The organism is Gillisella vitis, from assembly GCF_001541345.2.
Lineage (GTDB): Bacteria > Pseudomonadota > Alphaproteobacteria > Rhizobiales > Rhizobiaceae > Allorhizobium > Allorhizobium vitis.
In genome coordinates this window covers 31505-57360 of sequence record NZ_LMVL02000003.1, presented here as the reverse complement: position 1 = coordinate 57360, position 25856 = coordinate 31505, and the positions used below count along the sequence as shown (strand labels likewise).

The following is a 25856-nucleotide window of genomic DNA, read 5'->3' as shown; positions in this document are numbered from 1 at the left end:
GAACGACCAGCTCAAGCTTCATCAGGCCCTGACACATGAAAAAATTCTGGACCGCCTCCAGCATCATCGCAATCCTTGCCGTCGGCGGGTGGATATATCGCGACCATATTCCTTATCTCGACAAGGTTCCGTTTCTGAGCCAAGCCAGCCAGACGGCGGGCCACAAACCAGGTACCGAACAGGCAACGGCCCAGACCAATGGGCAATCGTCAGGGCAGGAAGCCGGTAAACCGGCAGGCCAAGGGAGCGGAAAAAGTGGCGGCCGGCGCAATGGCGGGCCAGCATCGGTCAAGACCGTTGCGGTCAGCATGGGCAATCTGCCAATGGATGCTACGGCAACTGGCTGGGCCGAAGCGGAGGATACCACGACACTGGCAGCCCTCAAGAGCGGTTTGCTTCAGGACGTGATCGCCAAGGACGGACAGGAAGTAAAGGCTGGAGATCTGATTGCCCGGCTGGATGACCGGATCGCAAAAGCGACTGTGGACAAGGACCAGGCCAATATCGTTTCCGACCAGGCCAGCCTGGCCGAATACGAGGCTGCCTTGACGCGTGCAGAAAGCTTGCTCAAGCAGAATGCGCAATCACAGCAGGCCTACGAGCAGGCCAAGGCATCGCGGGATTCGGCTGCCGCCAAGGTTGACGCCGATAAGGCCACGCTGGCCTCCGATATGGTCGACCTGGAGCACATGAAAATCCGGGCGCCCTTCGATGGCCGGCTCGGAAGTATCCAGCTCAGCATCGGCGCCTATGTCAGCGCCGGAACCGCCATCGTCAGCATCACCCGCTACAATCCGATCTATGTGAAATTCCAGATGCCGGAACGCTACCTGCCGCAATTGCATCAGGCGTTTGCCGGCAAGGATGTGGTTGTCGATGTCGATCCCGCATCGACCGGCGGCATACCGGTTCAAGGCAAGCTGTCCTTCTTCGACAATAGCGTGGACACCTCCTCGGGGACTATTCTCGTCAAAGCAGAGTTTCAAAACGACAAGGGCGTTCTTTGGCCCGGTCAGAGCGCCAATGTCACCGTTCGCTTCCAGACCGAAGACCGCAACATCCTCGTACCGACCGTTGCGGTTCGCCCCGGCGCTGAAGGCTTCTTCGTCTATACGGTCAACAGCGACAGCAAGGTCAAGGCAACCAAGGTTTCCGTCCTGCGCGCCAATGGCGATATGACGGCGATTGCCTCGGGTCTTAAGGAAGGCGATCACGTCGTGGTTGAAGGCCAGGTGCAGCTTGCCGATGGCCAGACTGTTCTGGAACAGTTTGCCGGCCAGAAAGTGGCTGAAAACGAGCCGAAGGATATCACCCGATGATCCCTGCTTTTTGCATCAATCGGCCTGTTGCCACCATTCTGCTTGCCATCGGCCTGGTTCTGGCCGGATTGGCCGGTTATCGGCTTCTGCCGGTGGCCGCTCTGCCCAAGGTGGATTTTCCAACCATCAACGTGACGGCGACCCTGTCAGGCGCCTCGCCGGAAACGATGGCGACGTCCGTTTCCACCCCGTTGATCAAACAGTTCGAAACCATACCAGGAATCAGCGAAATCAGCGCAACCAACTCGTTGGGCAATTCCTCCGTCGTTCTCCAGTTCGACCTGAACCGTGATATCGATGCCGCTGCCGCTGACGTTCAGGCGGCAATTTCCCGCGCCAGCCGTCAATTGCCCAGCAACATGACGTCTGACCCGAGCTACCGCAAGACCAATCCAGCCGATTCGCCAGTGCTGCTCCTGGCCATCAACAGCGATGAGATGCCGCGCAGCCAGGTGGATTCGATTGCCGAAAATATCATTTCCCCGCTGCTGTCGACGCTGAACGGCGTGGCGCAGGTCAGCATCTATGGTTCCCAGACCTACGCGGTGCGGATCGGCGTCGATCCCGCCAAGCTGCAAGCGCGCGGGCTTGGCGTCGACACGCTGACCTCGGCGATTTCCGGGGCCAATAGCCAGGTGCCAATCGGCACCTTGCAGATGGCAAATCAGTCGCTCACCATCAATGCCAATACCCAGCGCACCAATGCCGAGGAATTCAAGTCGCTGGTAATCTCCACCACCAGCAATGGCGCGCCAATCCACCTTTCCGATGTCGCCAATGTGCGCGACAGTGTCGATAATCTCGACGCGGGCAGTTGGTTCGATGGGAAGCAGGCGATCATCCTCGCCATCCAGCGCCAGCCGGACGCCAATACGGTCGAGGTGGTCGATGAGGTGTTGGCCAAGCTGCCTGCCCTGCAAAAGCAGCTGCCTCCCTCCTTGAAGATCAATGTGATGAACGATTCATCGACCGCGATCCGCGAGGCGATCCATGACGTTCAGTTCACGCTGTTCCTCACCATCGCCCTTGTCATCCTGGTCATCTATCTGTTCACCGGCCATCTGACCGCGACCCTCATTCCCGGTCTTGCCGTGCCGCTATCGCTGATTGCCACCTTTGGCGGCATGTATGTGCTTGGCTACAGTATCGACAATATCTCATTGCTCGGCCTGACGCTGGCGGTGGGTCTGGTGGTGGATGACGCCATCGTCATGCTGGAAAATATCCTGCGCCATGTCGAAGAAGGCATGCCGCCGATGCAGGCGGCCCTGAAAGGCGCCGGTGAGGTCAGCTACACGATTATTTCCATGTCGATTTCACTGGTGGCGGTGTTCATTCCCATCCTGTTGATGGGCGGTGTCGTCGGACGCCTGTTCAATGAGTTTGGCATGGTCGTCACCATGGCGATCCTGTCTTCCGCCTTGGTGTCCCTGACGGTTACACCCATGCTGGCAGCGCGCATTTCCTCTCACAGCAGCCGCCCACCGCTGATCGTACGCTGGTTCGACGCCGGTTTTGCCAAGACGCAGAGCGGCTATGACAAGTCTGTCCGCTGGTGTCTCAGCCACCGTTTTGTGGTGATGATGGTGTTTGTCGCCTCCATCGCAGGCTCCGGCTGGCTGTTCCACACGCTGCCATCCAGCTTCTTCCCGCAGGAAGATATCGGCCGGTTGACGGTCAGCACCCAGGCGCGTGAGGATATTTCCTACGCGGCCATGCGCGATCTTCAGTCAAAGGTCGCCGAAGAGTTGAAGACCAATCCGGCTGTCGATCATGTCACCTCCATCGTCGGTGGCTCAAGCCGCAGCCCGCTCAACAACGGCACGATCTTCGTGCAGCTGAAACCGAAGGACAACCGTCCGCCTCTCGCTCAAACCCTCAATGAGATGCGGCAGAAGCTGTCCAAGATCGCCGGCATCCGCAGCTATATCACCCCACAGCAGAATCTGCGCTTCGGTGGCCGCAGCACCGCCAGCCAGTATCAGTTGGTCGTCCAGGCGCTGAGCACGACGGCAACCGACGAATGGTCGTCGAAAATGCAGGCCGCAATGCGCCAGGACCCGTTGTTTACCGATGTGACCAGCGATGCGCAGAACAATGCCATTGCCGCCGATATCAACATCGACAATGGCAAGGCCGCTGCTTTCGGCATTACCAACGACCAGCTTCGAAAGACCCTGGAAATGGCGTTCAGCGGTTATAATGCTGCCCAGATCCAGTCGACCGGCGACAGCTACGATGTCATCGTCGAGTTCGACCGGAACAAGCCATGGGACGACGAGTTCCTGCGTGATATTCTGGTGCGTTCGTCGTCCACGGGAACGCTGGTGCCTTTGTCGAACTTCGCCACCGTCAAGCGTCATACTGCGCCGGTCACCGTCAACCAGACCGGCCAGTTGGTTTCGACCACGGTGTCGTTCAACCTGCCTGACGGCATATCGCTGAGCGACGCCACCGCCCGGATCGATCAGATCAAGACCGAAATCGGTATGCCCAACGACGTCTTCACCTCCTATGGCGGTACGGCGGCGATTTTCCAGCAGTCGCAAAGCAATACCGGTCTGCTGATCCTGGCCGCCGTGCTGACGATCTATGTGGTGCTGGGCGTGTTGTATGAGAGCTTCATCCATCCGCTCACCATTCTCTCCGGCCTGCCGGCGGCGGCTTTCGGGGCGCTTCTGGCCTTGAAACTGCTAAATTTCGACATGTCGGTCATCGCTCTGATCGGGCTGCTGATGCTGATCGGCATCGTCAAGAAAAACGCGATCATGATGATCGACGTGGCGGTGGAATTGATCCGCGAGCATGGCGAGACACCGGCAAAGGCCATTCACGAGGCCTGTGTGCGGCGTTTCCGGCCAATCATGATGACCACTTTCTGCGCCCTTCTCGGAGCACTGCCCATTGCGCTTGGCCATGGCGCCAGTTCCGAACTGCGTCAGCCGCTCGGGATCGCCGTTGTCGGCGGCCTGATCGTCTCACAATTGCTCACACTGTTCATCACACCTGTCATCTTCGTGGAAATGGACCGTTTCGGCAAATTCCTGACCCGGCTCGTTCGCCGCGACAAGGGTCACCATGCGGCAAACAGCGAAGATGGGCCATCCAAACCAGCCATGGCGGCTGAATAGCGGGAGCAAGTCAAATGATTGTCGTGCGTTGGGCTTTAACAATTGTCGGCGTGCTGGCCATTGCCATGGGCATTCTGTGGATGGCGCAGGGCGCCGGGATTTTCCCCTACCCGCAATCCAGCTTCATGATCAACCAAAGCCCCTGGATCATCTGGGGCGGCTTGCTGGCCCTGTTCGGCCTTGTCCTGACCTGGGGCTCGGGCCGGATTTTGCGATAACCTCGCGCAGTTGATGATTGTCGCTTCAAAGCGCCGCGTTTGACCGAACGCGGCGTTTTCATCTGTTAAGTCATAGGCGTTTGTCAGGGAAAAGTGGAAACCGGTTTTCCCAATAAGACAAACGAAAACAAGAACAGCGAGAGTTTGTCTGGTTCAATCTGAACCTGACAACCTGTCGCGTGCAGGCAGTGGCTGTTTCTGGAAATCGATCCTTGCATCCTGCCCCAGCCTGTGTCATCAGGCCCGCTCGTTAAGCAAAGCCCCTCTCAGGCAGAGGCGCGCCCGCAACCGTCCAATCATTCACGCCAATAGACAGGCATCAGGGAGCAGCAGCCATGGCAAACGCGCTTGGGCTTGATTTCGGCACGACCAACACGGTCCTGGCACAGAGCATCGACGAGACCACCACCCATTCGGTGCAGTTCACCTCCATGGCCGGAACCACCGACAGCATGCGCACGGCACTGTCCTTCATGAAGGATGCCCAGCTTGGGGCGCGCGCCCTGAAGGTGGAAGCCGGACAAGCCGCCATTCGCCAGTTCATCGACAATCCCGGCGATTGCCGTTTCCTGCAATCAATCAAGACCTTTGCGGCTTCGGCGCTGTTTCAGGGTACGCTGGTCCATGCACGGCGGTTTCAGTTCGAAGACCTGATGGAAGTGTTCCTGAAACGGCTGGAAGCCTATGCTGGCGATGGCTGGCCTGCGAATGCCAGCCGCATCGTCGCGGGCAGGCCCGTGCATTTCGCAGGCGCCTCCCCTGATCCAGAGCTTGCCATGCGCCGCTATAACGAGGCGTTGACCCGGCTCGGCTTTCCGGAAATCCATTATGTCTATGAGCCAGTGGCTGCGGCCTTTTATTTTGCCCAGCACCTGACGGCGGATGCAACGGTGCTGGTCGCCGACTTCGGCGGCGGCACCACCGACTATTCGCTGATACGGTTCGAGCGCAAGGCGGGAGTGCTGTCGGCAGTACCCGTCGGCTATTCCGGCGTCGGATTGGCCGGTGACCAGTTCGATGCGCGGATTATCGAGCATCTGGTGGCGCCGGAAATCGGCAAGGGCAGCCAGTTCAAGAGTTTCGACAAGATCCTGGATATTCCAAGCAATTATTACACCAGCTTTTCGCGTTGGAACCAGTTGTCGGTGTTCAAGTCCTCAAAGGAATTCGCCGATCTGAAACAATTGGTACGCCAAAGCCTTTCCCCGGACAAGCTGGAGCTGTTTATCGACCTGGTCGAGCATGACGAAGGCTATCCGCTCTACCAGGCGGTGTCCTCCACCAAGATGGCGCTCTCTTCTGCGGATGAAGCGGAATTCAATTTCTCGCCCCTGGGCGCGGCTGGCCGCAAGACCGTCAAGCGTCAGGATTTCGAGAGCTGGATTGCCGACGATCTCACACGCATCGAATCGGCACTCGATGATGTCCTCACCCAGACAAACACCGAGGCAGGCGCCGTGGACAAGGTGTTTCTGACCGGCGGCACATCCTTCGTTCCGGCGGTGCGACGGATCTTCACTGAGCGCTTCAGCCAGGACCGCATCGAGAGCGGCGGTGAAATGGTATCGATTGCCCATGGACTGGCGCTGATTGGCGACCGCGACGATATCGCTCTTTGGACAGCATGACCGGGGGGACAGCATAACCGGAAGCAAATACGGTTTTCTGTTCCTTTCTGCGAATAGCTTGTCTAAAACAGAGCAATGATTGCCGCTCAGGACATGACTGCCGCCGAACTTGCCGCCCTTCTGGCTTTTCACGCCGAAGCCGGGGTGGACTGGCTTGTGGAAGATGCGCCTGTTGACCGGATCGCACAATTTGCAGCAGAACGGCAGGCGCGGACCAGGGCCGCGCCACAACAGGCCCCAGTTCAGGGCCAGGATCAACGGACCGCGACCGCCCCTGTCGGTTCACAGAACGGCCCTGCCCTCAACCGCGACCGCCCGGCGCCTCGGCCTGCTGCATCGACACCGCTGGCCATTCCCGATGAAACAGCAATCAACGACGCCCGGTTTGCCGCCGAAAGCGCTCGTTCGCTGGCTGAGTTGAAAGCGGCTCTGGAAGGATTTTCCAGCTGCAATCTGAAGACCAGCGCCCGCTCCACCATCTTTGCCGAAGGCCCCGCTGAGGCAGGCATCATGGTGATCGGCCCCATTCCCTCAGCCGATGACGATCGCGAAGGTCTGGCCTTTTCCGGCCGGACCGGCGCACTGCTCGACCGGATGCTCGCTGCCATTGGCCTTGGTCGCGACGCGCTGCTGCTGACCACCGCCATTCCCTGGCGCGGCCCTGGTGACCGCATGCCGACCCCGGCCGAAGCCGCCATCTGCCGGCCCTTCATCGAGAGACAGATCGCACTGGCTGAACCGAAGGCCGTTCTCCTGCTCGGCAATTTCACCGCCCGGTTTTTCTTCGGTGGAACGTCGACAATCCATTCAATGCGCGGAGAGTGGCGTGACGTGGCCGCAGGCGGTCATGGCGTTGCTGCCATGGCAACCTTTCATCCGCAGGAATTGCTTCAAGCCCCGGCCACCAAAGCCCTGGCCTGGCGAGATCTCCTCGCCTTCCGCCAAAGGCTGGTTTGACACCTGCCTTGTGATGATTGCCGATTGTTCGCTTTCGCAACGAACCCATGCGCAATCCGCATGGCAGTCATCATTTTAGAGCCATTGAATTTTCTATATTGCAGTGCAATATGTTCATCGTTGCAGGTGTTTGTCGGCCATGTATGGCCAGCAATCGCCGCACAGTCTTGGGAGGACCCTTTACAGGAACCAGGACGATGAACCGGAAACGCATTACACGGCCAATCCATAGCAAGTTCGAAACGGTGCGCGGGCAAATCCGTTCGCTTAAGGGCCTGCATAGCTATTACCGCATGGGCTATGTCGCCTGCGAACAATTGGCCTCAACGGCCTGGATACGATTGGAAAGAGACATTCGATGACCCACGGTTTCGACGGGACAAAAGCCAGACGCCTCGCCATCCGCCCGATGCGGGCTTTTCAACAGATCCACGCGGCGGTTAGCGCATCGCGCGATTTCAGCCGTTCCGCCCGCGCCGACGGGGAAGACACGTTGCAGGCCGCCATTCCATTCTAAAATGATACCGCTTTAAAACGTGACGGCGGTCTTCATCTGGAATGGATTTTGACTGCAACATCCTTGCTTGCGGCATCAAGTTCAGCACCCTCTGTTCGATGCCGAACGCGCTACCGTGACAGGTTCGCTTTGCGGATGCGCTTGCTGCGTTTCTCCTGCCAGCATCATCTCTTTTTCAAAGACCGCGTCGAGAATAGCTGATTTGTGCGCCAGCCAGTCGCGATATTCCTGATAGAAGTCTGCCGACAGCCAAATATGGCTGGCCCGGCCCGATCCGTCACGGCGAATGCAGCCGTGCTGCTCGGCCTTTCTCAAGGCCCTCTGCAGATGAGTTCGTGACATGACGAAACGTTCTGCCATGGCCGGAATGTCAATCGTCCCCAAATCGTAGAAGTCATCCTCAAGGACCGCATTGGGCGTGAGAGATATGAACCTATCCATCACCAGGGCACCACTTTCCGTCCACAGAAACAAGCCGATACGCTCACCTGGCTCACGCCATTGCTGGTCATCAAGGCAAAGGCGCGCAAATTCCGGCTGAACCAGGAAAAGCAATTCTGGACGCTGCCGAAAGTGCTGTAATCGCTCACCACCATCGACATGATCGAGCACGGCGAGATTGACGCCAAGCCATCGCTGCATTGCATCGATACTGGCCTCACTCGCCTCAAAACTGCGCGGACGCTTGGCGCTGGCGGGATGAAGGCGAATGAAGCGATAGGACAGAAGTTGGTCGACATAGGTCAGAACCGTATTGCGACTGGCAATCCCGGTCTGGCAGATCCAGTCCGCCAAGCCGCTAGCCGTCAATCCCGGACCGCTGCTACGTCCCGCCAGATGATCCGCGTAGAGCGCAAAGGCGGCCTGAGTCATCATCCAACGCTGGTGCGAAACAAGCGCACGCGCCAATCTTGGCGTCTCATCGAACTGATCGCCGAACCGTGCCGCCATGACAGCTATCGCTTCGGCGAATCGCCAGGAAGATGCAAGCGTTGCAACAGAGAGCGACATGGACAATCCCAAGTTCAGCAATACATGAATAAGGAAAGCAGCAAGAGCCTATACCCAGCGAGCCATCGCCACCTACATCGTTAATTTTTTATTGACCATAACAACAAAACCCGTCGTATTGCCAATAAATTCTTGTGAGCCCTATCACAATGGATAGGAATACAAGGAGATGCTTAACCTAAAAATGATTCATACGGTCACCCCGCATGAATTAATGTCATTTGTGCAAAATCAACATTATCCAAACTACGCCATCCTAAGCCAGGCCGCGCGTATCCGCTATATAAAGCGGCAGGTCGATATTATACCATGCCACAGTCGACTTTGGAGCATGTTTTCACTACAGCGTCCGTTAAGATCCCTATCGCATGTGTTCCCACGTTCGGAGCGAGGACTTTTCCAGGATGCAGAATACGAAGAATATTGAAAATGACCCTTCGTATTCGATTTTTGAATATCTCAAGCCTTCTGTGCGTTTGAGATATTCAAAATTCGTGCAAGGCCAGGATGCGTCAGTATCTTCGCCTTGATCTCTAAAACCTGCTGTCGCCTGTCATATCTGCGGCATAATTTTCGCCGTAAGTGGGTCCGGGTTACAGTCGCCCCAGTCGCAGCCTCATTCCTGTTCGGACCAAACCATGATTGCCAGTCTCACCTCCATCGGCGCCCTCATGCTCTCAACCCTGCTGATGATGGCTGGATTCGGGCTGATGAATTACATGCTGCCAATCCGGGCGATTGCCGAGGGGTGGTCGACGTTCACCATTTCCATCATTGCTACCGGTTATACCTTTGGCTTCACCACATCCTGCGTCATCACGCCTCGCCTGGTGCAGAAGGTGGGACATGTCCGGGTATTTTCCGCCCTGATCACCCTCCTGACCATGTCCGTCCTGCTCTGCGCCATCGTTGTCGACTGGCGGGCCTGGACCCTGTTCCGGGGCATTGCCGGCTTTGCCATTGCCGGCAGCTACCTGATCATCGAAAGCTGGCTGAATGAGCGCAGCAACAATGAAAACCGTGGCGGATTGTTTTCCGTCTATATGATCTCCTGTCTGGTCGGCTCGATTGGCGGCCAGTATATCGTGCCGCTTGGCGATCCAAGCCAGGTGACCCTGTTCGTCGTCTGCGGGTTGATTTTTTCCGCAGCGCTCTTTCCAACCGCCCTGTCCACCGCACAATCGCCCGCGCCGCTCGCCCAGGCAAGGTTCGACCTGAAAAAACTCTATATCCGCTCGCCCATTGCTTTTGTCGGCTCGCTGCTATCAGGCGCCTTATCGGGAACCTGGAGCAGTCTCGGCGCGGTTTACAGTCAGCGGGTCGGTCTTTCGACGGCGGAAGGTGCGACTTTTCTGGCAGCCGTTCTGGCTGGAGGCGCGATCGCGCAGATGCCCCTCGGGCGGCTGTCCGATCGCATGGATCGCCGCCGCGTTATGGTCGGCGCAGGCTTGTTCGGGGTGTTTTGCTGCGCGGTGATGATCGTGCTGGGCGGAATTTCGCCATTGGCGCTCTATATCTGCGGCTTCTTTGTCGGCACCGTGCTTTATCCGGTCTATTCGCTCAATGTCGCTCATGCCAATGATATGGCCGACCCCGATGAATATGTGACGATCTCCAGCGCCATCATGATTCTCTACGGCTTCGGCACCGTCACCGGCCCGCTGGTGACAGGCGCCATCATGCAGGGCGTCGGCCCCAACGGACTGCTGTTCAGCCTCGCCATCAGCTTTCTTCTCTATGCTGGCTATGCTGCGTGGCGGATGCGGCAGCGCAGCGCCGTCCCTGACCAGCCCGGCAAGACCGAGTTTCAGGCCTCCTCCATCCCGCTCCAGGGCACGGAAGCCGTCTCCAGCAAGATCACCGACCTTTGATCCAAGACACTCATACCAAGCCTCGAAGATGCTGACGCATCCTCGTCTTGAAGGCATTGCAAATATCTCAAATGCATCAGAGGCTTGAGATATTTGCAGAGGGAATACCAAGGGCCATTGAAAATGACCTTTGGTTATCAGGCACCAGGGGTGGATGCCTTGCGCGCCGCACGGCGCTCCAGCCCCAATTGATGCTCGCGCAGGATGATGAAAATTCCCGCACCCGCCACGATCAGCGTGCCAACCAGGGTGTGAATGCTCGGAAGATCGTCAAACAGCAGATAGCCGATCAACGAGCCAAACAGGATGGAGCTGTATTCGAAAGGCGCAATCGTCGAAATATCGGCATGGCGATAGCTTTCCGTCAGTAAAATCTGGGCGAGACCGCCGCAAATCCCCGCAAACGCCAGAAGACCAAGCTGACCGACGGAGAGATCGTTCCAGCCGAATGGCAGACTGACAAGAGATATCAGCGCCGCGATAATCGAGAAATACAATACGATCGTAGCGGTTTTTTCTTCACGAACGAGTTGGCGGACCTGCAACATCGCCGCCGCTCCAAGCGTAGCGGAGGCGAGCACTGCAAGCGTCCCCATGCCAGCCTCTGAACCATAAAATCCGTCCTGCAAGAGGGTCAACTTCGGCCAGGAAATAATCACCACACCGACCAGGCCGATGGCAACCGCAGACCAGCGATAGAGCCTGACGGTCTCGCCCAGGAAAACCGCAGCAAACACCACGGCAATCAGCGGCATGGCATAACCGATGGCAATAGCATCCGGCATCGGCAGATGCACGAGGCCGTAAAAGCCACAGACCATGGCGGCAATACCGATCAACCCGCGTTTGACATGCCCAAACACATTGGCCGTCCTCAAGCCGGTCCTGATCTGCCCCAGATAGGCGAGATAAGCCAGAATGGGGATGAGCGCGAAGGCTGAACGATAGAAGGTAATTTGCCCCGCCGGCACGTCATCGCCTGCCAGTTTGATCGCTGTCTGCATGGCAACGAAGACCGTAACAGAGGCGATCTTGAACACAATACCTCTGATCGGGCCTCGGATCGGACCCGCCGATACTTCACTGTTCATGACGCTGAACTCACAAGACCGGCTGATATGCGGGCCAGGACATTTGGGGGATAACCGGCCATAGGTTCCAGCCAGCATATCGTATAGGCCGACCATTGCCGATTCGGGCCGACCGCGCAAGAACAAGGTCAGCATTCACGAACATACCGTGTCGCAAACAGGCGATGCGCAATGTGTTTCGACAATCAAAAATACTGTCGCAACCCTAAATAAATAATTACAAAATTACTATCTTTAAATCATACACTTATCCCCAAATCTCAAAAATCCTTGAGCTATCCTCGATAAACAAATCGCATCCAAAAACAATAGATTTGAATTTATACTTACTTAACCAAGTCATGCATTAATTTACTGCAAAGCAATATATATTTTTCTTCCCACTTTGGGTCATCGCGCCCCTGGATTCAGGATTTATCGCCATGTCGAATTCTCCAGCACCGCTCCGCCAGAACCGGGTCGTGACCGCAACGCCTCGCTCCATGCGACTGATAACGGAAAGCATTGGTGGGGATCTCGAAACATTCAGCATGAACAACACATTGGTGGTCAAGCAGATCCGTCTGCTGGCGATCAATGCCCTGATTGAAGCGGCTCGCGCCGGTGATACGGGCAAAGGCTTTGCAGTCGTGGCCAATGAAGTCCAGCGCCTGGCTCAAAGTGCTGCCGACATCTCCAAACAGTTCGAAGATAATGTGCTGAGCCGCATAAAGCTTGGCCGGGCCATGGCCGATGGTCTGGTTCAAGAAATGGAAGGCGTGCGGCTGACCGATCTCTGCCTGACCCTGGTGCAATTCATCGTTCGCAATCTGTTCGAACGCACCGCCGATGTCCGGTGGTGGGCAACGGACAATGCCCTGTGGTCGGCGCTGCAAAATCCGAACACCGACAGTTTCAACCATGCCTCCGAACGGTTGGGAGTCATCAACCGGTTCTATACGGTCTATCTCGACCTAGTGATGACAGATGCCAGTGGCCGTGTCGTCGCCTCCGCCAATCCACGCTACCGAAACAATCTTCAGAACAAGAATTTTGCCCAGGAAACATGGGTCAAGGCTGCCGGTCAAACGACAAGCGGCGATGACTATATCGTTGACGAGGTGAAGAAAAGCCCTCTGCATGACAACCGTGACACGCTGGTCTATGCGACAGGCATTCGGGCGGGAGGCCATTCGGACGGCGACCTGCTGGGAATGCTTGGCGTCTATTTCGACTGGCAGGCCCAGGGTCAGGCCATTGTCGAAAAAGAGGCCAATCTGCCGCCGCATCTCGTCGACAAGACCCAGGTGATGTTACTTGATGGCTCGATGCGGGTGATTGCCAGCTCCCATCCGAGCCGGATCTACACCCATTTCCCGCTGCACAATAGCCAAGCAAATCAAAAAGGCAGTTACTATGATGACAGCGGAAACATCATCGCCTTTGCCAAAACGCTTGGTTACGAAGACTATGACGGTCTTGGTTGGTACGGTGTGATTATTCAACAAACCGAGGCGGATCAGGACATTCGCGCAAAGCTTGATATCGGTCTGTGACCCAAGTCTACAGACCATCCGCTCCCACTGAGACCTGCTGGCACCCCCAAAGCCGGACCTCCAGCCAGAATATTTCCAACAAACATACAAAGCAGTTTTGGCAATCGAAAGTCTTTGGAAACAAAGAGATAGCTCATTTCCATAATCTCGTGAAACAAGGAAATGATCTGGCGCCATCAAGAATAAACAATAATAGATCGGATTTTAGCAATCGTTCAGAAATTGATGTCATCATACCCATGAATTGCGCTGGCCAGTTCCATCGAAACGCTCGCGTGTAGTCGATTTGCAATAGGACGATCAGGATATTTTGATGCGTACAGAAACGGGCCAGGTTGTCAGCCTGGCGGATTATCGCCCGACCGAGTTTGTCCTGGAGCGAGTGGACCTGACTTTCGAGCTTGATCCAACAGACACCAAGGTCGAGGCCCGCCTGATCTTCCATCGTCGTGAAGGTGCTGATGTCACCGCACCGCTGATACTGGACGGCGACGATCTGGTTCTCTCCAGCGTGCTGTTCGACCAGATCGAACTGGAGCCGGAGCGCTATAGCGCCACTGCGCGCTCACTGACGATCCGCGATCTTCCTGCTGCCGAGCCCTTTGAGATCACCATTACTACGCTGATCAATCCTGAAGCCAATACCCAGTTGATGGGGCTTTACCGCTCGAACGGCATTTATTGCACCCAGTGCGAGGCCGAAGGCTTCCGCCGCATCACCTATTTCCCAGATCGACCAGACGTATTGTCGGTCTATACCGTCAATATCATCGCTGACAAGCAAGCCAATCCGCTGCTGTTGTCGAACGGTAATTTCCTGGGTGGTGCGGGCTATGGTGAGGGCAAGCATTTTGCCGCCTGGTTCGATCCCCATCCCAAGCCCAGCTACCTGTTTGCACTGGTGGCAGGTGATCTCGGCCTGATCGAGGACACGTTCACCACGGTGTCGGGCCGCGAGGTCGCGTTGAAAATCTATGTGGAGCACGGCAAGGAACCCCGCGCCGCCTACGCGATGGATGCCCTGAAGCGTTCGATGAAATGGGATGAGGATGTGTTCGGACGCGAATACGATCTGGATATTTTCATGATCGTCGCCGTGTCGGATTTCAACATGGGGGCCATGGAAAACAAGGGCCTGAATGTCTTCAACGACAAATATGTGCTGGCCGATCCGCAAACCGCCACCGATGCCGACTATGCCAATATCGAGGCGATCATCGCCCACGAATATTTCCATAACTGGACCGGCAACCGCATCACCTGCCGCGACTGGTTCCAGCTCTGCCTGAAGGAAGGGCTGACAGTCTATCGCGATCACCAGTTTTCCGCCGATCAGCGCTCACGCGCTGTCAAGCGCATCGCCGAAGTCCGGCATTTGCGCGCCGAACAGTTCGTTGAGGATTCCGGGCCGCTCGCGCATCCGGTACGCCCGAATACCTACAAGGAAATCAATAACTTCTACACGACTACAGTCTATGAAAAAGGCTCTGAAGTCACCGGGATGATCGCCACCATCCTCGGCCCGGACCTGTTCAAGGCCGGTATGGATCTCTATTTCGAACGTCACGACGGCGACGCGGCAACGGTCGAGGATTTCGTTGTCTGCTTCGCGGAAGTGTCCGGGCGCGATCTTACCCAGTTCTCTCTCTGGTATAATCAGGCTGGTACGCCGAATGTGACGGTATCCTGCGACTACGATACCGGCTCGAGCCTGTTTACTGTCGAGCTGGAACAGGTGATCCCGCCGACACCCGGCCAGCCGAACAAGCAGCCGATGCATATTCCGCTGCGCTTTGGGCTTCTGGCGGCAGATGGCACGCCGCTTGACACAGCAACCGTGGACGGCGGCGAAATCAGCGGCGACGTGCTGCATCTGACAGAACGCCGGCAAGTATTCCAATTTTCAGGCGTGAAGGAACGTCCGGTCCTGTCGCTCAATCGGGGTTTTTCGGCACCCGTCATCCTGCATTTCAGCCAGGCAAGTGCGGATCTGGCGCTGATCGCCCGCCACGATAGCGACCTGTTCTCCCGCTGGCAGGCGCTGACCGACCTTGCCTTGCCGGTTCTATGCGACAACGCGCGCCAGCTCTCCACCAAAAACGACACGGCCAAGGACGCAACCGATAAAGCATCCATCAAGGCAAACGATGCCCTGAAACAAAGTCTGCTTGCCATCATCGCAGACGATGCGCTTGAGCCCGCCTTCCGCGCCCAGGCGTTGGCGCTACCGAGCGAAGCCGATATCGCCCGCGAACTGGGCAGCGACATCGACCCGGACGCCATCCATCAAGCACGCCAAGCGGTGCTCGCCGATATTGCTATTGATGGCGCTGATCTGTTTGCTCGCCTCTACGACGATATGGCAACAGAGACCCCCTATAGCCCAGATGCCGCCGCAGCAGGCAAACGAGCGTTGAAAAATGCAGCACTCGGCTATCTCGTTCAGGCAAAAGGCGACCCGTCCAAGGCCGCCGAGGCCTATGACAAAGCCGATAACATGACAGATCTCTCCCATTCCCTGGGCATTCTCGCCTATCACTTTGGTGCCACGGAAGAGGCGCAGGCAGCGCTGGCCAATTTCCAGACACGGTTTGCCCAGAATGCATTGGTTCTGGACAAGTGGTTTTCCATTCAAGCCACCATTCCCGGAGATGGCGCACTGGAGAGGATTCAGTCCCTCATGCACAATCCGCTGTTCAACGCCAGCAATCCGAACCGCGTTCGCGCGCTGATCGGCAGCTTTGCCTTTTCTAATCCGACCGGGTTCCACCGCGCCGATGGCAAGGCCTATGATTTCCTTGCTGAGCAAATTCTGGCCATCGACAAGCGCAATCCGCAGCTTGCCGCCCGCCTGCTGACCTCGATGCGCACCTGGCAAAAGCTTGAGCCGATCCGCGCGGCCAAGGCCAAGGCAGCGCTCGCCCTTATCGAAAGCTCAAACGGGCTTTCCAACGATGTCCGTGACATCGTCGAGCGGATGCTGAAAGGCTGAATGCCTCCAGTTCTGGTCTTCCAAAAGGGGTGGTCGCACATGCGTCCGCCCCTTTTTTCTGCGCACGCCTGGAGTGAATGCATATGCGCTGTCGATGCAGGCCTGATTCGAGGCCTGATATGTGCGGCTGCAACAGTCACGCGATCATGAAAAGCTGATTCTTCGCAAGAGGTTAACAAGTGGTTAGTTTTTTCGACTGGACAGGAAGAATCCCTGATGATTCATTAGGTTAGATTTGGAGCGAGCGGCGCGCCGAATCAGGACGAGGGATCAAGGCAGGGACAATGGCAAACGTGCAGCGGGCGACCGCAGCCGATGATCGGTTGCGACCGGAATTTCCCGGATATCTGTCATTTCTGGATGCGGTCAAGAACCACGGAGGCGTTGCATACGTCGTCCGAAGCCTTTCAATTTCCAATACTGATGCGGCCCTTCGCCAAGTCATTCCTATTCTGGTGGTCGCTTTTCTGATCGTCATCGCCATGGCGCGCGGCATGGGGCTTGTCTCGGAATATGCGCGAATGGAAAGCGCCATCCGTCACTCCACCGCGATGATGGCCTCTGCGGCGGCCGCCGCCTTATCATCCGGCCCTGAGCTTCCTGCGGAACTTGGCCGAGACAAAGCAGAGGCGCTGATCAAGCGTTTTCTGCCGCCCAATCTTCTCGATGACGAGAGCTTCGTTCTCTTGCTCGATCCTGAAGGCCGGGTGGTCGCCAGTTCTGGCAACGGCCGCAGTTTTGTCGGCATGCAGATCATGGCGCTGTTTCCACAGGTCGCGGTGCTCCGCAATTTCGGAGACCAGACCGGCGCGGTAGAAACCGACATCAACGGCTTTCGCCATATCGCCGTGCTGACCCCAACCGGCACGGACGGCGCGCTGGTGCTGGCCGCCCATTCGCTGAAATCCGCTGCCGATTACTGGCGGGCGGAACTCGCTCTCAACGTCACACTATTTTCGGCCATCTCGCTGATCCTGATGGGCATTCTCTATGCCTATTTCGCCCAGGCAAAGCGGGCGCGCGAGACGTCGGATGTGTTCGTCGATTCCAATCGCCGGGTCGAAACTGCCCTGTCTCGCGGTCGCTGCGGCTTATGGGATTTCGATCTCGCCAGCCGAAAACTGGTCTGGTCGCGCTCGATGTTCGACATTCTCGGCCTGCCACCGTCCAGCGAACCGCTTGGCTTTGCCGACGCTGCCCAGTTGATGCACCCCGATGACGGCAATCTTTATGCGCTGGCCCGCACCATTGGCCGGGACGGCGACCGCCATATCGACCAAGTGTTTCGCATGCGTCACGCCAATGGCCATTATGTCTGGCTGCGCGCCCGCGCCCAGGTGATCCGCACCAGTTCCGGCAGCCCGCACGTAATCGGCATCGCCATGGACGTGACGGAGCAGCACCGGCTGGCACAGCGCTATGCCGAGGCCGACCAGCGACTGGCCGATGCCATCGAATGCACCTCAGAAGCCTTCGTGCTCTGGGACAAGAACGACCGACTGGTGATGTGCAACGCCCATTTTCAGCATGTCTACGGCCTGCCCGACAGCGTGCTGGTGCCTGGCGTAGAGCGCGCCGTGGTCGATGCGGCAGCTGCCCGCCCCATCATTCAACGGCGCATTGCCGATCCCTCGGCCAAGGGAAGCTCGCGGACTACCGAGTTACAACTGGCCGACGAGCGTTGGCTGCAAATCAACGAGCGACGCACCCGCGATGGCGGCCTGGTCTCTGTTGGCACCGATATTACTCTGCTGAAGCGCCATCAGGAGCGGCTACGCGAGCAAGAGCGTCGGCTGATGGCGACCATTGGCGACCTGTCTTCGTCGCAGAAAAAGCTGGAACGGCAAAAGGCGGAACTGTCGGAAGCCAACGAGAAATACCTGGCAGAAAAGCAACGCGCCGAAGCGGCCAACAAGGCAAAGTCAGAATTTCTCGCCAATATGTCGCATGAGTTGCGCACACCGCTCAACGCCATCCTCGGCTTTTCCGAAATACTTTCCACCGGCATGTTCGGGCCCATCGGCTCGCCGAAATACGGCGAATATGCGCGCGATATCCACGATAGCGGCAAGCACCTTCTCAACGTCATCAACGACATTCTCGACATGTCGAAGATTGAGGCAGGCCATATGCTGCTGAAATGCGAAAATGTAGATTTCGCCTCGCTGATCGACGAAACTCTACGGTTGACGACGATTTCCGCCAAGGACAAGAATATCGCCATCGAACAACGCATCGCCTCAGGTCTGGCCATGACCGCCGACCGGCGCGCCCTGAAGCAAATCCTGCTCAACATCCTGTCGAACGCAGTGAAATTCACCAATGAAGGCGGACGGATTTCCGTGCGCGCCCACAAGATCGATGGTGCCGTGCGGCTTCTGGTGTCAGATACCGGCATCGGCATTCCCAAACAGGCCATCAGCAAGATCGGCCAGCCCTTCGAACAGGTGCAGAGCCAATATGCCAAGAGCAAGGGCGGATCCGGCCTGGGCCTGGCGATTTCCCGCTCGCTGATCATGCTGCATGGCGGCAGCCTGCGGATCCGCTCACGCGAGGGCAAGGGGACGGTCGTTTCGATCAACGTGCCGGATAGCCCCTCGCCACTTCCCCCCTGCCGCAAATCCGCCGCTCAGGGCCGGGTGCTGACAACAGTCTGAAAAATCCGCCGAACCGCCTTGGACAGTCGTTTCAACTCGGCCTCCAGCACTTTCAGGTCCGGGCAATCGGCAACCCGCAGGACGACATCGATCAGCCCCGCTGGCGCATCCTGCGGCCGGAAACCTCCTTCGACACAGGCCCTTATTGCTTGCGACAGTTCTGTATAGAGCGTGAGGGCCGCAAGGCAGAGATCGAGATCACCGGCATCCATCGCCCGCTCACCACCCTGCTTCAAACGCTGGGCAGTGGTGATATCCCTCTGTGAAAATTCCGGCCCGGCCTGTGTCTTCAGTCCATGACCCGGTTCTACCAGGATCAGATATTGGGCGAGAAATTCCAGATCCACCAATCCGCCCGGCATGAGCTTCAAGTCCCATCCGTCCTTCGGCGGTTTTTCGCTATCGATCATGCCACGCATCTCGCTGACATCGGCAGCAATAGCGGCGCGATCGCGTTTCAGCGCCAGGATATCGGCAATGATCGTTTCAGCCCGTGCAACCAGCGGGACGTCGCCGGTGATCAGCCGGGCGCGGGTCAGTGCCATATGCTCCCAGGTCCAGGCCTCCTCACGCTGATAGCGCTCGAAGGCTCTCAGCCGGGTTGCTACGGGCCCCTTGTTGCCGGAAGGACGAAGCCGCATATCCACCTCATAGAGTACGCCTTCGGCAGTCGGTGCGGACAAGGCGGCAATCAACCGCTGGGTCAGACGGGTATAATAGCGCACAGCATCGAGCGGCTTTACGCCATCCCCCTCACTGACACTGTCTCCGGCGTCCTCGTCATATTCATAGAGCACGATCAGATCAACGTCGGAGCCGGCTGTCAGCTCCCGTGAACCGAGCTTGCCCATGCCCACCAGAGCCAATTGCCCACCCTTGATCCGACCATGGACCCGTTCCATTTCGCGGCGCACGGCGTGGAAGGCCTGCTCGATCACCAGATCGGCCAGATCGGTAAAGGCATGACCTGCCACCGTCCCGGAAATCGCCCCGGTCATCAGGCGAATGCCGATCAGGAAACGCTGCTCGGCGGCAAAGATCCGCAGGCGGTCCAGCAATTCCTCGTAATTCGAAACACCGCCAATAAAAGCATCGAGGCGCATGGCAAGATAATCACGCGTCGGCAGATCGGCCATCAGACCGGGGTCGAGCATGCCATCGAAAACATGCGGACGGCTGGCAATGGTGGCGGCAAGCCGGGGTGCCGCCGCCATGATGGTAACGATCAGTTCCAGCAGTGCCGGGTTGTTGCCAAGCAGCGAAAACAGCTGGATACCGGCGGGAAGGCCCGACAGGAACGCATCGAACCGCAACAGCGCCTCATCGGCGCGACGGCTTTCGCCAAATTCCTTCAGCAGGCGCGGCGTCAGTTCCGTCAATCGTTCGCGGGCCTCCACCGATTGCGTAGCGCGATAGCGTCCGTAATGCCAAGTGCGGATCACCCTGGAAATGTCTTCAGGACGGTGAAACCCGAGCTTTTCCAGCGTTTTCAACGTATCGGGATCGTCCTTTTGACCGGTAAACACCAGATTGCCGCCGACAGACAGATCGTCTTCCTGTTCAAACAACTGACCGTAACGCCGCTCCACCAACCGCAACCGCTTTTCCAGGGCCTGCGAAAAGCCTGCCGGGGTGTCGAAACCGCACATCAGCGCGATGCGCTTCAACTCGGCCTCGGTGGTCGGCAGCGTATGGCTCTGCTCGTCATGCACCATCTGAATGCGGTGCTCCACATCGCGCAGGAACCAATAGGCCTCGCTCAGGTCATCGCGGGTGGCGGCATCGATCCAGCGAGCCTGTTCCAACGCCGCCAGCGCCGCCTCGGTGCCGCGCACCCGCAGATCCGGCATCCGTCCACCAGCGATCAATTGCTGGGTCTGAGCGAAGAACTCGATCTCTCGAATGCCGCCACGCCCAAGCTTGACGTTATGGCCCTTGACAGCAATGGTGCCGTGGCCCCGGTGGCTATGAATCTGCCGTTTGATCGAGTGAATATCGGCAATCGCCGCATAGTCGAGATACTTTCGAAACACGAAGGGTGCCAATTCCTTGAGAAAGGCCTGACCTGCGACAAGATCCCCCGCCAGCGCCCGGGCCTTGATAAAGGCGGCCCGCTCCCAGTTCTGCCCGCGTCCCTCATAATAGATCAGCGCTGCCTCAACCGGCATGGCAAGCGGCGTGGCCCCCGGATCGGGACGCAGCCTGAGATCGGTGCGAAACACATAACCATCACCGGTGCGTTCCTGCAAAATGCGGATTAACCGGCGCATCATCCGCCCATAGGTCTCGGTTGCCTCGTCGGGCGCAATCAGCATCGCCGCATCCGGCTCGAAAAACACCACGAGATCGATGTCCGACGAGTAATTGAGCTCAAACGCCCCAAGCTTGCCCATGCCCAGTACGATCAGGCCGCTGTCTTTCGATGGCGCGTCGCGGTCTGCAAGCCGCAACTTGCCCGCCTCATGGCCCGCCAACAGAAGATGGTCGATGGCGCAGGCGATTGCCGCATCCGCCATCCGCGACAGCCATAGCGTCGTCTGGCGGGGATGAAACAATCGGCCCAGATCGGCCATTGCCAGCAGGAAGGACAAGCTCCGCTTGGCCTGACGCAACCTGGTCATCACCATGGCCTCGGTTGGCGACACTCCTTCCTGCTCCGGTCGCCAGGCATGGCGCGCGTGCTCCACCAACCCATTCAGGCTCTCCTCCAAAGGGGCATGCAGCGCGCGCACAAGCAAATCAGGACGCAGCGCCGCCGTCTCACGCAGATAGGGCGACAGCGTCAGGGCAGCGATAATGAAGGATTTGAGCGGCGTCTCATCCGAAAGCAGGGCTGCGATCTCAGGCGTGTCCCTGCCAAGCTCCTTCAGCACAGCAAAGACAGCCTTGGTCTCCACTTTGTTCAGCGGTTTGACGACATCTTCGGCGACATCGCGCAGAAACACGGTTTCCGGCAAAACGGGCTGGTCCTTGGGCATGCAAATCCTCCATCCCGCCTGTTTTCGTTCGGTCCTGCCTTTTACAAAGCGGCCATAGCGGGTTGGGAGAAGTTTATGCGGTTACACGCGGAAAGACCATGGTGGCCGTCAGTCCGGGACACTCGGAATTGGCGGTATCGGTATCGCTCAGTTCCAGCCGCCCGCCATGTAGCGCCATCACCGCTTCAACCAGCGACAGGCCAAGACCAGTGCCGGGTTTGCTTCGGCTTTCATCCAGCCGCACGAAACGCTTGACCACATCTTCCCGGCGCTCCGCCGCAATGCCTGGACCATGGTCGCAGACGCTGAGACGCGCCTCACCGCCCGGCGTCTTTACCAGCACCATGCGGATTTCGCTGCCACCTTCACCCGCATATTTGATGGCATTGTCGAGCAGGTTGAAAATCGCCTGGCCAATCAGTTCGCGATTGCCCCGAACGGTAATGCCGGGGACAATATCACTTGCCAGCACATAGCCCGCCTCCTCGGCCACCGGCTCGTAAAGCTCAGCGGTATCGGCAGCAATGCCGGAGGCATCGAGATCGGAAAGCTCGGCGGCAATCGAGCCCGCCTCGACACGGGAAATCATCAGCAACGCGTTGAACGTGCGGATCAACTGATCCGATTCACCGATAATCCCTTCCAGCGCCTGACGGCGCAGCAGGTCATCATCCTCGGCCAGCGCATCGGCGGCCTTGTTGCGCAGCCGCGTCAGCGGCGTCTTCAGGTCATGGGCGATATTGTCGGAGACCTGGCGAAGACCCTCATTGAGCTTTTCGATCCGCTCCAGCATATCGTTCAGCGAGCGCGACAGCCGGTCAAATTCATCGCCGGAACCGGAGACCGGCAGACGCTGACCAAGATCGCCCGCCATGATCTTCTTGCTCGCGGCAGAGACCCGGTCGATGCGCTTCAGGGCATTGCGGCCAATGGCAAACCAGATCACCAAAGCCCCTGCCCCCATGATCGCGAGCGCCACCATCAGCGCTTTGCGCACCAGAATGCGGAATTTGGTCGGTTCGCCCAGATCCCGCCCGACCAGAATGCGCAGCCCATTGTCCAGCGCCAGCACATTGGCAATCGCCAGATGCGGACGGGCAGGCCCTGTTTCGGCATAGCGGTTATACGCGAAGGGAAAATTCGTCCAGCCCTCGCGGTCCAGCATGCCCGGCTCGACAGAGCTGACATTGCCCGCCAGAAATTCGCCGTTTGGCCCAGCAATGACATAGAGATTGGCACCGGGCTGGCGCATGCGCCGCTCCATCAGCCGCAGCAGATTTTCGACCCCGCCCTTTTCATAGGCGCGCTCGATTTCGGTCACCTCCTGTTGCAGGCTATCGCGGGTCTGCTGATTGAGCAGACGTTCCGAAAGCGCCGTGACATAGATCACCAGAAAAGCGGCGCAAAGCGCAAACAGAATGATGTAAAGCGCCGAAAGCCTGACGGCGGTAGACTTGAACAGAAATCCGGCACGCGACATCGGGGCTCGTCAGCTTTCGTCTTTGATCATATAGCCCGCACCGCGCACCGTCTTCAGCAGCGGCCGGTCGAAATCCTTTTCGATCTTGGAGCGCAGCCGCGACACGTGCACGTCGATGACATTGGTCTGCGGATCGAAATGATAGTCCCAGACATGTTCCAGCAGCATGGTGCGGGTCACCACCTGCCCGGCATTCTTCATCAGATATTCCAGCAGGCGGAATTCGCGCGGCTGGAGCAGGATTTCCTTGCCCGCCCGGCGCACTTCGTGGGAAAGCCGGTCAAGCTCTAGATCGCCGACCCGGTAAATCATGTCCTGTTCCGGCGTACCCTTGCGTCGCCCCAGCACTTCGACCCGGGCCAGAAGCTCGGAAAAAGCATAGGGCTTGGGCAGATAATCGTCGCCACCGGCGCGAAGGCCGGTCACCCGGTCATCCACCTGGCCAAGCGCCGACAGGATCAGCACCGGCGTGTTGATGCTGCGCTTGCGCAATTCAGAAATCACCGACAAGCCATCGCGGCGCGGCAGCATCCGGTCGATAATCATCACATCGTAGGTATTTTCGCAGCCCATGAATAGACCCGCCTCGCCATCACTGGCGTGGTCAGCCATGATGCCTGCCTCGCGGAAGGCCTTGGTCATATAGGCGGCGGCTTCAAGATCGTCTTCGATCACAAGTATTTTCATGCGGGTGACATTAATGCCCGCATTGCCCGATGCACAGCCTGTTTTACCGGTTTCCATGCTTTGTCCCGTCCCGAATGCCATGATCTGTGCCTCTTCGTTCACGAAAACACATCTTCTGCCGGAAGATTGACGGCGACTGGAAAATTCCAGCCGCCGTCAAAGGCCTGATCATCAGCCCTGGTTGATCGGCAGGGCGATGAAACGGCTGCCATTGTCGGTTTCCACCTGGAAGAGCGCCTTGGTGCGGCCATCCTTCTTAGCCTGTTCAAGGATCTTCTTGACATCGGCGGCGCTGGAGACCTGCTGGTTATTGACCGAGGTGATCTTCTGGCCGGTCTTCAGCCCCTTGTCGGCAGCATCGGAATCCGGATCGACATTGGTGATCGTGAGGCCTTTGCCGTCATCGGCACGCTGGACAGTGACCCCAAGATTGGCAAGCGCCTGCTCGGTGGCCGGTGCGTTCTGCTCGGGCGCGCCCTGGTCCTCATCACCGCTGGCCGCATCCTTTTCAGCAGGCAGGGTGCCGAGATCGACCTTGACGGCAGTCGGCTTGCCATTGCGCCAGATCGAAATATCGACCTTGGTGTTCGGCGGGAAAGATGCAATGCGCTTGGCGAGATCACGTGGATCCTTAACCGGATCGCCGTTGACCGCGGTAATCACGTCGCCCTGCTTGATACCGGCCTTTTCACCGGGAGAGCCGGTTTGCGGCTCAGCCACCAGCGCACCCTTGGCATCGGCCAGACCGAGCGATTCGGCAATATCCTTGGTGACGGGCTGGATCTGCACGCCAAGCCAGCCGCGCTGCACCGAGCCATGCTTGATCAATTCAGCAACGACATCCTTGGCAGTCGCCGCCGGAATAGCGAAGGCGATGCCGACGCTGCCGCCCGATGGCGAGAAGATCGCCGTGTTGATCCCGACCACCTTGCCGCTAAGGTTGAAGTCCGGCCCACCCGAATTGCCCCGGTTTACCGGCGCGTCGATCTGGATGTAATCGTCATAAGGACCGGAGCCGATATCGCGGCCAAAAGCCGAGACGATACCCGAAGTGACGGTTCCGCCGAGACCGAAAGGATTGCCGACGGCAACGACCCAGTCACCAACGCGGATCTTCTCGTCCTGCGCCCATTCGACATAGGTGAATTTCTTGGTCGGCTGATCGACCTTCAAAACGGCGAGATCGGTGCGCGGGTCCTTACCGACCAGCTTGGCATCATATTCGGTGCCGTCGTTCATCACCACCGTATAGGCCTGACCATCGGAGACCACGTGATTGTTGGTCACGACATAGCCGTCCTCGGAAATGAAGAAGCCCGAGCCTTGGGCAATCGGACGCAGCTTGCCGTGACGCTCGGCATGCGGTCCGCCCTTGGGGCCTCCTGGACCACCCGGACCGCCGGGGCCTGGCATGCCCCATTCCTTGAAGAAGCGCTTCAGCGGATCGGGAAGCTGGTCAAAGTCACGGCCATTGAAGGAGAAATTGCTGCCGTCCTCGGAGGCCTGCTGCACATCCGATTTGACGCGGATGGAGACGACGGCGGGAGAAACGGCACTGACCAGATCGGCAAAGCTTGGCACCTGCGGCGCCTGAACCTCGACGGGCGCGGCCAGCGCAGGCGTTACCGTCACAGCACCCGCCAGCATCAGGGCCGCCAGCCCTGCCGCGGTGCCTGCCCGCAGCCTGGAAGTAACGGAGCGATTATGGAAGGATTTCGACATGGATCTCTACCTTATCTTGTTCTGGTTGGCATCGTATCGTGCGAAGACCGGAGCGACCCGGC

Annotated in this window: 17 protein-coding genes; 11 read left to right on the top strand and 6 right to left on the bottom strand. The window is 58.1% G+C overall.

Annotated features, from left to right (window positions below; all coding sequences use genetic code 11):
* Positions 1-35 precede the first annotated feature (35 nt).
* The 7 genes from ASB66_RS10325 to ASB66_RS26205 all read left to right on the top strand — a co-directional run bounded on the left by ASB66_RS10325 (position 36) and on the right by ASB66_RS26205 (position 7770).
* Positions 36-1319 carry an efflux RND transporter periplasmic adaptor subunit gene (locus tag ASB66_RS10325; protein ID WP_060715940.1) on the top strand — a complete coding sequence of 428 codons (1284 nt, stop codon included), beginning with the start codon at positions 36-38 and terminating at the stop codon, positions 1317-1319.
* Entirely contained in the window at positions 1316-4450 is a 3135-nt protein-coding gene (locus tag ASB66_RS10320; RefSeq protein WP_060715941.1) for an efflux RND transporter permease subunit, read from the top strand. Before ASB66_RS10325 ends, ASB66_RS10320 begins: the two co-directional genes overlap by 4 nt.
* 14 nt (positions 4451-4464) lie before the next feature.
* On the top strand, positions 4465-4668 hold the full coding sequence (locus ASB66_RS10315; RefSeq protein ID WP_060715942.1) for a hypothetical protein: 204 nt from the start codon (positions 4465-4467) through the stop codon (positions 4666-4668).
* A 335-nt stretch (positions 4669-5003) separates the two neighbouring features.
* Entirely contained in the window at positions 5004-6296 is a 1293-nt protein-coding gene (locus tag ASB66_RS10310) for an Hsp70 family protein (RefSeq protein WP_114386516.1), read from the top strand.
* 75 nt (positions 6297-6371) lie between these two features.
* Entirely contained in the window at positions 6372-7253 is an 882-nt protein-coding gene (locus ASB66_RS10305) for a uracil-DNA glycosylase (RefSeq protein ID WP_060715944.1), read from the top strand.
* A gap of 197 nt (positions 7254-7450) precedes the next feature.
* Positions 7451-7615 (top strand): hypothetical protein, encoded by a 165-nt coding sequence (locus ASB66_RS26210; protein WP_156535192.1) that lies wholly within the window; start codon positions 7451-7453, stop codon positions 7613-7615.
* Positions 7612-7770, top strand: coding sequence for a hypothetical protein (locus tag ASB66_RS26205; protein WP_156544972.1), 159 nt, complete (start codon positions 7612-7614; stop codon positions 7768-7770). The genes ASB66_RS26210 and ASB66_RS26205 overlap by 4 nt, the downstream gene beginning before the upstream one ends.
* An 81-nt stretch (positions 7771-7851) precedes the next feature.
* On the opposite strand, the gene ASB66_RS10300 is transcribed toward ASB66_RS26205, so the two are convergent.
* Entirely contained in the window at positions 7852-8781 is a 930-nt protein-coding gene (locus tag ASB66_RS10300) for a hypothetical protein (RefSeq protein WP_060715945.1), read from the bottom strand.
* Between the two features lie 638 nt (positions 8782-9419).
* Between ASB66_RS10300 and ASB66_RS10295 the strand changes: the two genes are divergently transcribed.
* Positions 9420-10652, top strand: coding sequence for an MFS transporter (locus tag ASB66_RS10295; protein WP_060715946.1), 1233 nt, complete (start codon positions 9420-9422; stop codon positions 10650-10652).
* A gap of 137 nt (positions 10653-10789) precedes the next feature.
* Here ASB66_RS10295 and ASB66_RS10290 read toward each other — a convergent pair whose 3' ends face one another.
* Positions 10790-11743 carry a DMT family transporter gene (locus tag ASB66_RS10290; RefSeq protein ID WP_114386635.1) on the bottom strand — a complete coding sequence of 318 codons (954 nt, stop codon included), beginning with the start codon at positions 11741-11743 and terminating at the stop codon, positions 10790-10792.
* Positions 11744-12165: 422 nt separating this feature from the next.
* On the opposite strand from ASB66_RS10290, the gene ASB66_RS27000 reads away from it, so the two are divergent.
* The 3 genes from ASB66_RS27000 (at position 12166) to ASB66_RS10275 (ending at position 18927) form a co-directional block, all read left to right on the top strand.
* Positions 12166-13278 carry a methyl-accepting chemotaxis protein gene (locus ASB66_RS27000; RefSeq protein ID WP_060715947.1) on the top strand — a complete coding sequence of 371 codons (1113 nt, stop codon included), beginning with the start codon at positions 12166-12168 and terminating at the stop codon, positions 13276-13278.
* A 313-nt stretch (positions 13279-13591) separates the two neighbouring features.
* Complete coding sequence (pepN, locus tag ASB66_RS10280; RefSeq protein ID WP_060715948.1) at positions 13592-16270, top strand: aminopeptidase N; 2679 nt, start codon at positions 13592-13594, stop codon at positions 16268-16270.
* 284 nt (positions 16271-16554) lie between these two features.
* A complete protein-coding gene (locus ASB66_RS10275) occupies positions 16555-18927 on the top strand; it encodes a PAS domain-containing sensor histidine kinase (RefSeq protein WP_070149418.1) in 2373 nt (790 codons plus the stop codon).
* On the opposite strand, the gene ASB66_RS10270 is transcribed toward ASB66_RS10275, so the two are convergent.
* The 4 genes from ASB66_RS10270 to ASB66_RS10255 form a co-directional block, all read right to left on the bottom strand.
* Positions 18900-21905: a bifunctional [glutamine synthetase] adenylyltransferase/[glutamine synthetase]-adenylyl-L-tyrosine phosphorylase gene (locus tag ASB66_RS10270; RefSeq protein ID WP_060715950.1), complete on the bottom strand. Its 3006-nt coding sequence runs from the start codon at positions 21903-21905 to the stop codon at positions 18900-18902. The two genes, ASB66_RS10275 and ASB66_RS10270, sit on opposite strands and share 28 nt — an antisense overlap.
* Before the next feature lie 73 nt (positions 21906-21978).
* Entirely contained in the window at positions 21979-23385 is a 1407-nt protein-coding gene (locus ASB66_RS10265; RefSeq protein ID WP_060715951.1) for a sensor histidine kinase, read from the bottom strand.
* A 9-nt stretch (positions 23386-23394) separates the two neighbouring features.
* Positions 23395-24129 carry a response regulator transcription factor gene (locus tag ASB66_RS10260; protein ID WP_411910055.1) on the bottom strand — a complete coding sequence of 245 codons (735 nt, stop codon included), beginning with the start codon at positions 24127-24129 and terminating at the stop codon, positions 23395-23397.
* 114 nt (positions 24130-24243) lie between these two features.
* Positions 24244-25794, bottom strand: a complete 1551-nt coding sequence (locus ASB66_RS10255; protein WP_114386514.1) for a Do family serine endopeptidase — start codon at positions 25792-25794, stop codon at positions 24244-24246.
* Between the last annotated feature and the right edge of the window lie 62 nt (positions 25795-25856).

Excerpts from the sequence above, each read along its gene's own strand:
- ASB66_RS10325 (WP_060715940.1), top strand. The coding sequence starts at position 36 with ATGAAAAAATTCTGGACCGCCTCCAGCATCATCGCAATCCTTGCCGTC.
- ASB66_RS10320 (WP_060715941.1), top strand. The coding sequence starts at position 1,316 with ATGATCCCTGCTTTTTGCATCAATCGGCCTGTTGCCACCATTCTGCTT.
- ASB66_RS10315 (WP_060715942.1), top strand. The coding sequence starts at position 4,465 with ATGATTGTCGTGCGTTGGGCTTTAACAATTGTCGGCGTGCTGGCCATT.
- ASB66_RS10310 (WP_114386516.1), top strand. The coding sequence starts at position 5,004 with ATGGCAAACGCGCTTGGGCTTGATTTCGGCACGACCAACACGGTCCTG.
- ASB66_RS10305 (WP_060715944.1), top strand. The coding sequence starts at position 6,372 with ATGATTGCCGCTCAGGACATGACTGCCGCCGAACTTGCCGCCCTTCTG.
- ASB66_RS26210 (WP_156535192.1), top strand. The coding sequence starts at position 7,451 with ATGAACCGGAAACGCATTACACGGCCAATCCATAGCAAGTTCGAAACG.
- ASB66_RS26205 (WP_156544972.1), top strand. The coding sequence starts at position 7,612 with ATGACCCACGGTTTCGACGGGACAAAAGCCAGACGCCTCGCCATCCGC.
- ASB66_RS10300 (WP_060715945.1), bottom strand. The coding sequence starts at position 8,781 with ATGTCGCTCTCTGTTGCAACGCTTGCATCTTCCTGGCGATTCGCCGAA.
- ASB66_RS10295 (WP_060715946.1), top strand. The coding sequence starts at position 9,420 with ATGATTGCCAGTCTCACCTCCATCGGCGCCCTCATGCTCTCAACCCTG.
- ASB66_RS10290 (WP_114386635.1), bottom strand. The coding sequence starts at position 11,743 with ATGAACAGTGAAGTATCGGCGGGTCCGATCCGAGGCCCGATCAGAGGT.
- ASB66_RS27000 (WP_060715947.1), top strand. The coding sequence starts at position 12,166 with ATGTCGAATTCTCCAGCACCGCTCCGCCAGAACCGGGTCGTGACCGCA.
- pepN (WP_060715948.1), top strand. The coding sequence starts at position 13,592 with ATGCGTACAGAAACGGGCCAGGTTGTCAGCCTGGCGGATTATCGCCCG.
- ASB66_RS10275 (WP_070149418.1), top strand. The coding sequence starts at position 16,555 with ATGGCAAACGTGCAGCGGGCGACCGCAGCCGATGATCGGTTGCGACCG.
- ASB66_RS10270 (WP_060715950.1), bottom strand. The coding sequence starts at position 21,905 with ATGCCCAAGGACCAGCCCGTTTTGCCGGAAACCGTGTTTCTGCGCGAT.
- ASB66_RS10265 (WP_060715951.1), bottom strand. The coding sequence starts at position 23,385 with ATGTCGCGTGCCGGATTTCTGTTCAAGTCTACCGCCGTCAGGCTTTCG.
- ASB66_RS10260 (WP_411910055.1), bottom strand. The coding sequence starts at position 24,129 with ATGGAAACCGGTAAAACAGGCTGTGCATCGGGCAATGCGGGCATTAAT.
- ASB66_RS10255 (WP_114386514.1), bottom strand. The coding sequence starts at position 25,794 with ATGTCGAAATCCTTCCATAATCGCTCCGTTACTTCCAGGCTGCGGGCA.